Source organism: Leptospira weilii serovar Ranarum str. ICFT, assembly GCF_000332415.1.
Lineage (GTDB): Bacteria > Spirochaetota > Leptospiria > Leptospirales > Leptospiraceae > Leptospira > Leptospira weilii_A.
In genome coordinates this window covers 181,024-194,397 of sequence record NZ_AOHC02000026.1, presented here as the reverse complement: position 1 = coordinate 194,397, position 13,374 = coordinate 181,024, and the positions used below count along the sequence as shown (strand labels likewise).

Annotated in this window: 12 protein-coding genes; 8 read left to right on the top strand and 4 right to left on the bottom strand. The window is 43.8% G+C overall.

What is annotated here, in order from left to right:
- Nucleotide 1: 1 nt before the first annotated feature.
- Entirely contained in the window at nt 2–616 is a 615-nt protein-coding gene (locus LEP1GSC060_RS08730) for a hypothetical protein (protein WP_003001184.1), read from the bottom strand.
- Nucleotides 617–910: 294 nt separating this feature from the next.
- Complete coding sequence (locus LEP1GSC060_RS08725) at nt 911–1,513, bottom strand: TIGR04282 family arsenosugar biosynthesis glycosyltransferase (RefSeq protein WP_003000828.1); 603 nt, start codon at nt 1,511–1,513, stop codon at nt 911–913.
- A gap of 385 nt (nt 1,514–1,898) precedes the next feature.
- On the opposite strand from LEP1GSC060_RS08725, the gene LEP1GSC060_RS08720 reads away from it, so the two are divergent.
- Nucleotides 1,899–2,102 (top strand): LIC12338 family lipoprotein, encoded by a 204-nt coding sequence (locus LEP1GSC060_RS08720; protein WP_003000934.1) that lies wholly within the window; start codon nt 1,899–1,901, stop codon nt 2,100–2,102.
- Between the two features lie 11 nt (nt 2,103–2,113).
- Nucleotides 2,114–3,292 (top strand): LIC_12337 family protein, encoded by a 1,179-nt coding sequence (locus LEP1GSC060_RS08715; protein ID WP_003001103.1) that lies wholly within the window; start codon nt 2,114–2,116, stop codon nt 3,290–3,292.
- A gap of 431 nt (nt 3,293–3,723) precedes the next feature.
- On the opposite strand, the gene LEP1GSC060_RS08710 is transcribed toward LEP1GSC060_RS08715, so the two are convergent.
- Together LEP1GSC060_RS08710 and LEP1GSC060_RS08700 are read right to left on the bottom strand one after the other, a co-directional pair.
- The gene (locus LEP1GSC060_RS08710; protein ID WP_003001017.1) at nt 3,724–5,052 is read right to left on the bottom strand and encodes a sterol desaturase family protein; all 1,329 of its coding nucleotides are present in this window, start codon (nt 5,050–5,052) and stop codon (nt 3,724–3,726) included.
- 540 nt (nt 5,053–5,592) lie between these two features.
- The gene (locus LEP1GSC060_RS08700) at nt 5,593–6,156 is read right to left on the bottom strand and encodes a hypothetical protein (RefSeq protein WP_003001023.1); all 564 of its coding nucleotides are present in this window, start codon (nt 6,154–6,156) and stop codon (nt 5,593–5,595) included.
- A gap of 338 nt (nt 6,157–6,494) precedes the next feature.
- On the opposite strand from LEP1GSC060_RS08700, the gene LEP1GSC060_RS08695 reads away from it, so the two are divergent.
- The 6 genes from LEP1GSC060_RS08695 to LEP1GSC060_RS08665 all read left to right on the top strand — a co-directional run bounded on the left by LEP1GSC060_RS08695 (nt 6,495) and on the right by LEP1GSC060_RS08665 (nt 13,254).
- Entirely contained in the window at nt 6,495–7,094 is a 600-nt protein-coding gene (locus tag LEP1GSC060_RS08695) for a GNAT family N-acetyltransferase (protein ID WP_003001262.1), read from the top strand.
- Between the two features lie 111 nt (nt 7,095–7,205).
- Nucleotides 7,206–8,189 (top strand): lipoate--protein ligase family protein, encoded by a 984-nt coding sequence (locus tag LEP1GSC060_RS08690; RefSeq protein ID WP_003000961.1) that lies wholly within the window; start codon nt 7,206–7,208, stop codon nt 8,187–8,189.
- Between the two features lie 38 nt (nt 8,190–8,227).
- The gene (glyA, locus tag LEP1GSC060_RS08685) at nt 8,228–9,475 is read left to right on the top strand and encodes a serine hydroxymethyltransferase (RefSeq protein ID WP_003001206.1); all 1,248 of its coding nucleotides are present in this window, start codon (nt 8,228–8,230) and stop codon (nt 9,473–9,475) included.
- 177 nt (nt 9,476–9,652) lie between these two features.
- A complete protein-coding gene (locus LEP1GSC060_RS08680; RefSeq protein ID WP_003000941.1) occupies nt 9,653–10,294 on the top strand; it encodes a hypothetical protein in 642 nt (213 codons plus the stop codon).
- Nucleotides 10,295–10,304: 10 nt separating this feature from the next.
- Entirely contained in the window at nt 10,305–10,601 is a 297-nt protein-coding gene (locus tag LEP1GSC060_RS08675) for a DUF8156 family protein (protein ID WP_003001077.1), read from the top strand.
- A 223-nt stretch (nt 10,602–10,824) separates the two neighbouring features.
- A complete protein-coding gene (locus LEP1GSC060_RS08665) occupies nt 10,825–13,254 on the top strand; it encodes a DNA polymerase domain-containing protein (RefSeq protein WP_003001123.1) in 2,430 nt (809 codons plus the stop codon).
- Nucleotides 13,255–13,374: the final 120 nt, after the last annotated feature.

Sequence of the window (13,374 nt, the reverse complement as noted above, 5' to 3'; positions counted from 1 at the left end):
TTTAATTTTTTGCTTCTTTTTTGATCAGGGCGATCGTTTGTTTGATCCCGTTCTTTTTGATGGAAGGGTCCACCGATTTCACTCGGTTGGTTTCGGAGGCGTATTTCCCTTCGCTTAAAAAATCCGTGACATACCAGGTTCCTTCGATCTTGGAAAGGATCCAAGAGAATGTGATTCTTTCCGAACCGCTCCAAATGATGGAGGAAGCAAGAGTCGCGTTATCTCCCTTGATGGCCGGTTTTTCGTAGTTGATGTCGATCTTGTCGAAGTATTTGTGTGCGATCGGAAAACTACGGTGAACGATAAACTCTCCGATCGCTTCCTCGAAATCTTTCCGATCGGAGTCGCCGATTTTACCCGCGGTTTTCAAGAGTTGATTGCTGAACTGTTTTACGTGTATGATCGCGATCGCCTTATCGTTCTTTTTATAACGAATAAAACCGATGAGTTTTTTGACGGTAGAGACGATTTGTTCTTCGTCCGAAGGAACGTTTTCGGCAGTTGTAGGACTACTTGCAGTTTCAGACGAAGGAGGATTGGACGTTTCCGTTTGCGCCGTTAAAAAGGAAGGGGATATCAAAGATAAAAGGAAAAGGATGAAAATTATTTTTTTCACAACACGTACCTGTAATTTAAATCGATCCGAAGTTTGTGTCTTATGTCTTAAGGAATAAGTCGGAACTCATACAATTTTTCGAATCTGTAGGGGGAAGTCAACGGAATAAAATTGCGTAGAGGGAAGTCGCGCCGTTCATTCCGAAACCGATTTATAGGATTTGCGGGAATCATCTTTGAATTTTGGAAAGTCGGCTAAAACCTTGAATTGATTTCGATCAAGAATCGATTGTGCCGTTTGGAAAGATCGCCTAACTCCAAAATTAAAAATTTACGTTCCAAAAAAAATCAAAAATCAGAGATATAACTTTCCCGAACGTAAATACGGTTCCAGATCGGAGGCATCGTCTATGTCGTTTAGTTTGGGCAGAATCCGAACGTTTTTGCCGGATAGTTGCAGCTTTTCTAATGTAATTTCGAACACACGATCCGTGCTCCAAGGAATTCCGTAAAAAATTTCCGGAAAATGAGATTTCAATCCCAAAAGATAATAACCTCCGTCGAAGGCGGGACCTACAACCGCGTCGGAACGATCCAAAACCGAGAAGGCTTCTAAGATATGTTCGGTTTTCAGATCGGGGCAATCGCTTCCGATGACGATCGTTTTTTTAGCTCCCGCCGAGAAGGTTTCCGAAAAGGCGCGGCACATTTTGATTCCCAGGTTTTCTCCGGTTTGGAGATGGGAGCTGACTTGATTTCCCCACGGAGAGGAAAACGATTCGGGGATGGAATCGAAATACAATCGAATTGGAATATTCAAAATGCTGACTTGTTTACGTGTGATTTCGATTAGTTGCTCGTAAACGTGGAGCGCCGCCTTGTCCCCCACGGTTCGGGCCAGTCTGGTTTTTACTTGGCCGGATATCGGGTTTTTTAAAAAAAGAACGAGAGTATTCATCAAAGTATTTTAAAGTTTAGGGCGAGTTCGAAACGATATCCCGATGATAGGATGAAATTATTTTCGAGATTTAGGTTACGACTCTTTTTTGGGGAAGAATGGAAGTTAAAGGGGCAGATAAATTTTTCTACTAGATGGATTGTGTTTTAACAAAGACTGATTTTCCAATTCCGTAAAATCTCTGAAATCTGAAATCTATCCGCTGACCGCTATAACTCGAACTTTTTACTTGCAAAAGTAGGATCTTATGGTATAGAAAGTCTCCCGAGAGTTGTGCGCGTTAGATTCGTATGAAAGCGGGTTGTCGGGAAGTCAAGGGTGTTTGAGTTTTAAAAAATGATCCATTGAATATTAAAAAAACCTCGGATTTTGAGGGAGGGAATGTATGAAAGTATTTCGAAATTTGTTTTCTGCGGGGATCCTTGCGGTCGTGCTTATGAGCGTGTTGATAGTCGGAGCTTGTAAGAAGAAAGAGAATAACGACGACACAACCAACGCGGTTCTACTCTGGTTGGCGACTCAGCAACCGTATGTGGAACAGAGTAAGACCGGTTTTTTTATCATCGTTCCCAAAGGGATCGCCGAGTGAGGAGAATTCAAATGAAAAAATCATGGAGCCTTTTTCTTTTTGTGTTATTCGTTTTTTTAGGCGCGGGACTTAGTTTTCGTTCGGACAGAGTTCCTTTTTTTGTGAGAGAGGATTCACCCAAACCGTTTCCGGTTCGTTTGGAGTTATTACAACCTTTGAAGGCGAACGCGGACAGCTGGGGATTTGTGCGTCAGTCCGCGACCTGGGCGAGAGGGAATTCACTTTTTATGGACGATTTGATCGCCGGGATTCGAAAATCTTTTCCCCTGGGAACGACGGCGAACATCACACTTGCCAATCAAAATTTCAACGGACAGTCTTATACGTTGCGTTTGAAACTGAACTCGGGTAACGTTTCGTATCAACCGAGCACTTTGGCAAGTCCCGCATCTTACACGAACTTTTTCGAACTTCGATCCACTTCCGACAATCAACCGGCGTTGCAACTTTTCTTCGACGATGATCCGAGAAACGTTTCCGGAGACGGGGCGGTTCTTGTGTATCAATTGAGTCGATTGGATCCGACTCGTTGGGCGGGAGCGACGGCGATTATCGAAAGTTACGTGGTTCAACCGGTGATCACCGGATTTCCAAACCAAGGATTGATACAAACGTATTCTTGGAAGGGAACACTCGGCTCCGATGCGATCGGGCAGGATGCGGATACGGGTAGGGTGATTCTGGAAGAAATGGACGATCGCACCGTGTTTTGTTTTAAGTCGGTGATAAGTTTTAACGGAACCACCGATCTTGTGCCGATCAACGCCGGAACACAGACTCTCGGTTACGCGCATAACCAAGGGCTTTGTCCGGGAGCGGGAAGGGAATATTACAAACTTGCGTACAGTCAAAAACTCGACGGAAGTTTGAACGTGACCGCAAAGGCGGGATTGGAACAAACCTCGATTACTTCCGGACAAGCGATTACTTGTAACTCGACCGTCAATCAGTTCATAAACTTTACTCCGGCCTACGGTCTTTTTAACTTCAACGGATTTGTAGCGGAAGGGGTGGCTGCAAGCGCAATTCCTACGGACTTTGTGCAAGCGACACGGGTGGACGGGTTGTATGATCGAGTGGGAACCGTCGGAAAGTCGGCTGCGACCACAAGTCCCGCAAGTTCCAGTTGGGACACTTTAACAAAAGCTTATATAGATTCGATCACCGTCAATTTCGCCAACGTTCCGTAATGGATGTTTGGTTAATATTAGAAATCAGAGCTCAGGGGAAAGCCTTCCCCTGAGCGGAGCCAAGGTCTCCGCTCACCCCTTCGCCGGGGAATTTTTTTGTAAGAAACCCCGGACCCAATCTCGCGATCCATAGCGAGCGAGATTGCCAACGAGCAGCAGAGCGTTGCGAGTGGCTCTCGGGCGAAGTTGGGAAATCTTGTTGAAACACAATGAAACCTGCATATTCAGAAAATCTCCTAACCCCTAGCTCCTAATCCCTAGCGACTTGAAACCCCCGGACCTGGTTTTGTTGAAACACAATGAAACCTGCATATTCAGAAAATCTCCTAATATCTAACCCCTAACCCCTATCGACTTGAAACCCCTAGCGACTTGAAACCCCTTGAAAAGTTCGAAGCGGGACCGGATCGAATTGTTGTTGAACTAAAAAACTAAGCGGTCCTTCTGAAAATTTCCCGAACCGGATCGATTTCCTGAGTGGAAGCGAAGAAATTTCTGTAACTCAAAAACCAGAACGTGGAAATCACAGCCAGAACAAGCGTACCTAACGTTACATTCATTTCACCCGAAAGCGCGTAGGCTCCGGCTATGAGGATCGCCAAACGGATCGGCTCCGCAAAAAGGACCCAGCGTTTTTTTTCCAAAATTCCTCCTATCGTCAGGAGGGAAATCAAAGTGACCGCGCTGATGACTCCGATATTGAACCAGGGAAGGGACTTTACTTTTACGAGCATACCGAACGCCAATACTAAGGAAAGAATAAACCACACGAAAGAGTAAAGACTTAAACCTTTGGGAAGATCTATATCAAATTTATGGAATGTTTTTGGGGAAACTTCCGGAATCGGATATTGACCTCCGAGTTCCTTCGGTCTCCAACCGGGAACGGCGAAAAAAACCTTGATCTTATCCGACCAACGAGGACAACTCCACGCGAGTTCGATCATTTCCCACCAATAATGAAGATTGGCCCAAATCGGATTGAAACTTTGCAGGGGTTTTACGGTTCCGTAAACCGGCTCTTCCGTTTCCGGTTCGAACGTGCCGAACCATTTGTCGAAAACGATCAAGGTTCCGCCGTGATTTCTGTCGATGTATTTCGGATTGATTCCGTGATGAACCCTATGATGAGAAGGAGTGTTGAAGATCGCTTCGAACCAACGAGGAAGTTTATCGATCGCCTTTGTGTGAATCCAGAATTGGTAGATCAGATTGAGTTGGCTGTTCAAAATCATTACGATCGGAGAAAAACCGATCAGAGCCAAAGGAAGATAAAACACCCAGGTAAAAATTCCGTGAAAACTCGCCTGTCTTAAGGCAACGGTGAGGTTGTATTCTTCGCTTTGATGGTGCACAACGTGTCCCGCCCAAAGAAAATTTACCTCGTGACTGAGACGATGATTCCAGTAATAAGCCAGGTCGTAACCGGTAAAACAAAGAACCCAAATTCCTACGACAAGGATCCAGGCCCAAGACGAAGCGCTCAGACCCAACAAACCGGCGGGAACGATGGAAAGAGCCTCACCCGGCCAAGAAGGGAGATTGAAAATACGAAAGTTATGATAGATGTAGATGTAAGCGGCTAAAGTAACCGTTTTCAAGAAAATTCCCACAACCTGGCTCGCGATTCCGGCCGAAAGATCGTTGATCGAATCGTTCAGTCGATAGAATTTGCGTTTGTGATACGCGGAAAATCCCATTTCCAGAAAGATCAGTAAAAAGAAAAATGGAATTGCGATCGTAACCAGATTGATTTCCATAAAACCGTCCCAAAAAGTTCTCGTTTAAGTTTATTCTTCCAATTCATTCTCGGTCAATTCAAAAACAAGTAAGGAGGATCATTTTAGCATTACGGTCGTTATGTGAAATCGGATCCTCCTAAATTGGAATGTCGTTTAACAAATCCGAGGAAACTTTGTTTGCGAAATTCGATTTTGGATCGTGGTTATTATTGGAAAAAGGTCTGAAAAAAAAATCTAGTTCAACACTCCGTTTCAAAAAAAGGGCAGGGGATCTTTTTCGAGCCGCCGATGAATTTAAGACGTTAGGTGTTCTTTTAGAAGTAAAATAGAGTTGTTGAAAAATTCAATCGTCGCGATTCACAAAACGGCTTCAATCGTCCCCTTCAATGAAACGGAAACCAATGGAGAATTGATTTTTCAACAATTCGAATGATGATTTCGTTTCTTGCGAATATCCAGTCATTCGAATTCAAAAACGGGAATGTACGAATTTTCTTAAATACCGAAAAGCCTTAGTTAGTCCGGAGGGATTTGAAAAGTAACTCCGAGATCCTCGGTTTATTCCTCAAATTCTTCGGGAAATTCTTTTCGAAACTTTTGGAACCACTTCTCCTCTTGCAAACCGCCGGAATCCGAGTCGAATTTGTTATCGTATTCCTCAAATGTCATATTCTTTCGGATGGCCAGAATTAGATACCGGGCTCCGAGTTGATCTTCGGGATTGCAGGAAAACAATTTCCGAAACAGATCCAATGCCATAACGAATTCAAGTTTGATCCATAAACCGATGGCTTTTTTATATACGATACGAAGAATATGTCGATTTTCCGTAAAACCCCATAAAAACTCGTCGGGCCAAGAGCCGTCGTCATCCAAAATCAAATTCAACGCAAGACCGAATCCATAATCGAGAAGTATTTCGGCTTCCTCGTACTGATCCTGTTCTTGTAATAATTGATAAAGATTCATGTAGGGATCGAAAAAATACGGATCTTTCAAAATCATTTTCCGTAATTTTTTTTCGATTTGTATTTCACTTAAGGTTTCCAATGCATCCAAAAAGTCGAAATATTCCATTTGTATCGGTCTGTCTTGATCGACAAAATCGCGGATTTTAGCCATATCTCGTTTCCCATTATCCTCTAAAATTTGATAAATTTTCAGCAAGTTTTGATCGAAACTTTTTCGATCCGCACAAGCTCGACTCGATTTTAAGATTTATTTTCTTTCTTTGAATTTTTTGAAAGTAACTTTTCAAAAAATTCCTCATTTGAACTTGAAGAACAAAATAAGAAGATGATTTTTGACCGAATAAAACGTAGGAGTCCGGATTTTACGGAGAACCTTTGTAAGTCCCCGTCTTAAATCCGAAATTGTAGGAACTCATACAAAAAATCCACTCCACAAATGAAACTCTTATTCAAAAACAATCGTATCTCGAAAAGGAATGTTTTAGAAGAATGAAATATTCTTATCCTCCCCAACCGATCTCGTTAATCGGAAATCGCGTAGAACTCCATCCGCTTCGGACGGAACACCTGGACGATTTAACCAAAGCGGTGTTAGACGGAGAATTGTGGAAACTCTGGTTTACCATGGTCCCTTCTCCCGAAGAAATGGAAGCGTGGATCCAAAAAGCCCTCTTGGAAGAAAAAGAAAAACTGTCTCTGCCCTTTGTCGTAAAACGCAAAAGCGATCAAAAAGTCATCGGAAGCACTCGTTATATGAACATCGAGAATTTCGCCAATCGTCTTGAAATCGGTTCTACTTGGTATTCCAAAGAATTTCAAAAAACTTCCGCAAACACCGAATGCAAACTTCTTCTTTTGGAACACGCGTTTGAGAATTTAGAATGTATCGCCGTCGAATTCAGAACGCACCGACTCAACGAAAATTCGAGAAGAGCGATCGAAAGATTGGGCGCGCTACAAGACGGCATCCTTCGAAATCACAGAATCATGCAGAACGGAACTCTGAGAGACACCGTGGTTTACAGCATTATCTCGAGTGAATGGCCGACGGTTAAAAGTCATCTTCTGTTTAAACTGCGGGAAATGTAGGAAGTTATACATTTAGGATTTTACGGAAACATCCTTGTTAATCGAGCGAGAGCGAGGCTTGAGTCTATTTCTTCCGCAAAAGTTTAACATTCATCCAATCATTCAGAAACCATGCGCACATTCTCCTTCTTTCAAAACTCAAAACGATCGGCCGCGTACAACCTCGCCATCGAAGAAGCGATCGGACTCCATCTTGTATCCTCCGGATACGGGGCCGGACTTAGAATCTGGAACAATCCATTCTCCATCGTACTCGGACTTTCCGAAAAAGCGGAGGATACGGTATTGCCGGAAGTGCTGCAGCGTTTTAAAGAAACTGCGAGAGACGAAAATCAAAACGAGATTCAAGGTCGGAACTTCGTCCGAAAAAATTCGACAAAGGTAACTCTCGAACCCGAAAAAGATCCGAAAAAAAATTCCGGATGGGAAAACAAAAGAGAAGATTCTTTCCAAAACGATAAAAACTCCGATTTTGCACGAGGCGGCGAAGATCAAAAAATTTTGGACGATGAATTTCCCTCCATCGTTCGAAGAGCCAGCGGAGGAGGCACGGTCGTTCATCATCCGGAGGAGAATCTAAACTTTACATTCTTCATATCCTTGGACGTAAAACCGGAACTCTATAAAGTCAAAGAATCTTACGATTACTTTTTGAGTTTGGTAGTAGCCGCGTTAAAGCGACAAACGTTAGACGCTTCTTTCCGAGGAAAATCCGATCTCGCAATTTTAGAAAAGGGACTCGAAAAAAAAATCTCGGGGAATGCACAGTTTCGAAAAAGAGGCGCCGTAGTGCATCACGGAACGTTGATTTTAAAACCTTCCCTCATTGAAAGGGTTTCCGGACTTCTCAAACATCCGCCGGAAGAACCCGAATACAGAAAGAATCGAAAACATTCCGATTTTGTAACCTCTCTTCCAGACGATTTTTCTTCCCTAAAATTCGGTCGGGACTTATCTCATGTATTTGCCGAATCTTTGGGCCTTTCCAGAATGGACACAGAGCCAGATCTCCGGTTTACGAAAACGGTCTTCCAAGAAGCAAAGCAGCTCTTGGAAAACAAATATTCGAGGATGGATTTCATCTTCAGAGATTAATCGGACTTCTACTCGGAATCATCAAAAAGAAGGGCCAGATGCAGTTTCTTCCGAAAGCGGATCCAGAGATATTCGCAGCGATAAAAAAAGAGGACGAAAGACAGGAAAATAACCTGGAAATGATCGCCTCCGAAAATTTTGTTTCCAGATCCGTTCTGGAAGCCTACACCTCCACACTCACAAACAAATACGCGGAAGGTTATCCGGGAAAAAGATATTACAACGGATGTCATAACGCGGACGTTGTGGAAACCCTCGCCATCGAAAGAGCGAAACAACTCTTCGGAGCGGAGTACGCAAACGTTCAACCGCATTCCGGCGCTCAAGCAAACATGGCGGTCTTTCTGGCTTGTTTGGAACCGGGAGATTCTTTTTTGGGAATGAATCTCGCACACGGAGGTCACTTGACCCACGGTTCTCCCGTCAACATAAGCGGCCGTATTTATAAACCGATTCCTTACGGCGTGGATCCAAAAACGGAAACCATCAACTACGACGAGATCGCAAAACTCGCAAGAGAACACAAACCGAAACTGATCGTTGCCGGTGCATCCGCTTATGCGAGAACGATCGACTTTTCCAAGTTTGCCGAAATCGCAAAAGAAGTAGGCGCCAAACTCATGGCGGATATCGCGCATATCTCCGGTCTCGTTTCCACGGGTTATCATCCGTCTCCGATCGGTCTTTTCGACTACGTGACTACGACCACTCACAAAACTCTGAGAGGACCGAGAGGCGGACTGATTTTATCTACATTAGAAAATGAGAAAGTACTCAACTCTCGCGTGTTCCCGGGAATCCAAGGCGGACCTTTGATGCACGTGATCGCCGCAAAAGCCGTGGCGTTCAAAGAGGCTCTTCAACCGGAATACAAAACATACATCGAGACCGTTCTCGCAAACGCGAAAACTCTCGCGGAGGTATTTGTAAAACGAGGTTACAGAGTTGTGAGCGGTGGAACGGACAATCACTTGGTTCTTTTGGACGTTTCCGTTAAAGGACTTACGGGCGCGCAAGCGGCCGACGGTCTCGACGAGGTCGGAGTGACCGTAAACAAAAACACGATTCCGTTTGATAAAAATCCTCCGGCTGTCGCTTCCGGAATCCGTCTGGGAACTCCCGCACTTACGACCCGCGGTCTAAAACCGGCGGATATAAATTTGGTTGGAAATCTGATCTGCGACTTCCTCGACAATCCGAACGACGAAAAAAACAGAACGAAGGTCAAAGGCGGAGTGAAAGAAATCACTCAAAAGTTTCCGATGGATCATTTCCGTTTAGATTGAAATTTTTTAAACCGACTTCGATTTTCAAAAAGGCGTCCTCAAACGAATTCCTCTGTTTGACGGCGCCTTTTTCTAGGACGCTACACTAACTCCTAACTCCTCGAAGCGTCGATCACCGATGAGGCATTTGATAAGAAAATACTTTACATTTATATACATATCATATAATAAGTAATCATGGAATTCCAAACCCTTTCAACGGCAACAACAGGAAGCGACAATCTCTACAATCCGATCTTGAGTTGGGAAAGAAAAGGTCTGGGAATGCTCACGGGAATGTCCGGAATCTACAACTTGGCGCTGCATTGGGAATACGCCTTCGCCGTCTCGGGATTCAAAATTTTCAACTTGGACTGCGCGATCCGATTCAATCCGTTTGTGATCACCGAAGAAACGAGGAGGAGAAGAGTTCCTCCCGAAACCTTACTCGAAAACATCTTCGTTCAAAGAGCCTTCACTCCGTATCAAATCCTGGACGCATTGCAATCGATCGCGCTTCGCAAAGAAACAGAGATGATTTTTTTTCTTTTGGCGCCTTGCAAACAATTCTTTGACGGGGACGTTCAGGAAGACGAGGGAAGATTTCTATTGGATAAGATGCTCTTGATACTGGAACGTCTTCACGCGATGGAAATGCCGGTTCTCGTCATCGAATCGATGAAATACACACACCCTACTTTCCAGGCATTTTTTCCGAGGTTGATCGAAACTTCCGCCGATCTCTGGGAACTCAAAATCGAAAACAAGTTCTCGTATCTCAAAGTGAGAAAGAAATCCTCCTCTTCCGTCCACGCAATCAATGAAAGAGGGGAAATATAAAGGTAAGAATATGGGAAGAACCGTCACACCTTATTCCAGACAGATGCAACAAGTAGAATCCGGTCTATTGGAATTTCGACGCGGACTTCGAAAACCGGATCAAGACATTTTCGACGATCTGATTCGAACCGCAAAGCTGCAAGTGCAAGCGGGAGTAATGGCATCGGGTCCGTATCCGATCGATACGATGCTCTTGACGATGATGATCGATCTCAAAAAAGAAATACGTAAACTGAGCCGGGAGATAAACGAACTCAAGGGAACTCCACTGTCTAAAACCAAGCCGAACGAAATCGGAACGAACTGAAAACGTATCGAACTGAAATTATGAAACCACTCATACGGAAAGGTAAAAAAATTATTTCTAAAAACAGGGCCAAACCCCGCGTAACGTTGGGATCGAAATTTCCCTTTCAAGCGTTTTTTCAGTCGAACGGTTTGTCGGAACAATTATTAAAAATAAGATCTTGCCAAAATGAAAACGAGATTTCGAGAACGAACGCCGCCGAGCGACAAAGGTTTAAAACGATATGTCCGAACCGATTTTCATAGAAGGGAGTCTATTCGATATTTATCATATTGAAGACAAGATCCATCTATGGTTACGAACTCAAAACGGAGAATCGGTTCTTTTTCACGATTTTTATCAACCCGTCATCTATGCAAGGGGAGAAGAATCCGTTCTCAAAAAACTCGTTCAAAGATTCTACGAACTGGACGCGTTAGCCGACATTCCGGTTTACGTTCCGAAAACTCTGTTTTACGAAAACGTTTCCGTTTCGGTTTTAAAACTTAAAATTTCCCGTCCTTCCATACTCTCCAGGGTTTCCAGAAAATTATACGCGCTCTACGGAAAATTCGACATCTATCATTCCGATATAGAGGTTTCCACGAGTTACATGGTGGAAAAGAAAATATTCCCTTTGTGTAAATTAAGGATTTCTTATACGGAAGGGAAGTTCGGCAAAAAAATCCGTACAATCGAGACCGATAAAGGCGACAAAATCGAAAAGTTGGAGTACGAGGTTCCGGACTTCAGGATCCTTTCGATGAAACTCGTAGAAAGCCATCGAATCGAGATGAAAAACAATTCCATTCTGTTCCATAACGGAGATCGTTTTTGGGAATTTTCGGGAAAAAATCCGAAAGACCTTCTGATCGGGATCGATCGACTTCTCAAAACCGAAGACCCGGACGTCATTCTTTCCTCTTTCGGAGATCAGGTGATCTTTCCGTATCTGTTCACTCAGGCTCAGAAGCTGAAAATTTTTCCAGCCTTTGACAGGGACAGAAGTTCTTTGATCCGAAGAAACATTCAAACCAAAGGAACCAGTTTTAATACGTATGGAACCATCGTGTATCGTGCGCCTTCGTATCCACTTTTCGGAAGATGGCATATCGACGCGGAAAATAGTTTCGTTCACAAGGAAGCGGATCTTTTGGGCATCGTGGAGTTGGCCCGACTTTCCAGACTTCCCATTCAGAAGATGGCTAGGGCTTCCACGGGAAAAGCTTTGACGAGTATCGAAACCGACGTCGCGCTTCGAAGAGGTTATCTCGTTCCTTGGCAAAAGAGCGCGATCGAATCTCCTAAAACCGCTCTTCAACTTTTGGAAGCGGACAAAGGAGGGCTCGTATTTCAACCGGATATTTCTTTCGGGATGACTGCGGAAAATGTGGCTCAACTCGATTTCGCGCAGATGTATCCGAGTACTATGGTGATTCATAATATCTCTCCCGAATGTGTGAACTGTCTTTGTTGTGCGGACGATCCGGACGCGCCGACCGTTCCCGGACTCGGATATAAAATATGCAAAAAACGTAAAGGAATCGTATCCGAAGCCTTGCAACACGTATTGGATCGCAGAGCGTATTACAAGGATAAGACGAAAGAAATCGAAAAAGCGAACCTGGGTAAGGACGTCTCTTACGCAAAAAAACTTTCCGAATACGATCTCAAACAATCCAGCTTAAAATGGATGCTCGTCACTTCTTTCGGTTATCTCGGTTATAGAAACGCGAAGTTCGGTAGATTGGAAAGCCACGAAAGCGTAAACGCGTTTGCTAGAGAAAAACTTCTCACGGCTAAAGAAATCGCGGAAGAAAGAGGATACGTTTTTATTCACGCGATCACGGACAGCATCTTTATCCGCAAAGAAAATTCTTCCTCGTTTTCCGAAGAGGAATTGGAATCTCTTTGTTCCGAGATCGGAAAAAATACGAACGTTAAAATCGACGTGGACGGTATTTATACCTGGCTTTTGTTTCCGGCTTCGAGTCAGGATCCGCAAATGCCCGTCGCCAATCGTTATATGGGAAGATTTACAACCGGAAAATTAAAATGCAGAGGAATCGGAGCCAGAAGAAAGGACCTGCCTATTTTTATCAGAAACGCTCAAAAAGAAATGTTGGAGTGGATGCAGAATCGGATTACGATCGCCGATCTGAAAAACTCGGAATATGAAATTTTACGAATATACGAACGTTACGATTCCGATCTCAAATCGGAAAAAGCTCCTTGGGAAGAACTTCTCATTCGCAAATCCACTTCCAAAGAACTGGAGGAATACGAGGTCGCCGGTCCCACCGCGGTTTCTCTTCATAATCTCAAAGAAATGGGAATTACGGTCCAAGCGGGAGAAAAGATCCGTTACTTGGTCCTCAATCGAAAGGGCAAGAGCAAGGATCGGTGGTATCTTCCCGAAGAAATGATCCGAGTTTTAAAACGGAAAAATCAAAAAATCCACTTGGATCGTACGTATTATCGAAAGTTGCTCATCGGCGTTTTTAAGGAAATTTGGTCCGAGTTTGCGTCCTTTCAAAATTTCGAATCCCTGATCGACGAACAAAGATGGCTTCCTTTCGAACGTTGTTATAAAACAGAATATGAAAAATTTCTAATGAACCGATGGGAAGTCGTCCGATCGAAGATGAATCCTTCCGTAAAATCCGGTCGATAAAAACGAAATTTTACGATCCTCTTCCGGACGAGGGCTTAAAAAAAGTCAAAACAATCTCGGCTTTTTCCTTGTTACTTTTAGTTCATTCACAAGTCGTTTACACACGCAAGCTGAAGCGCT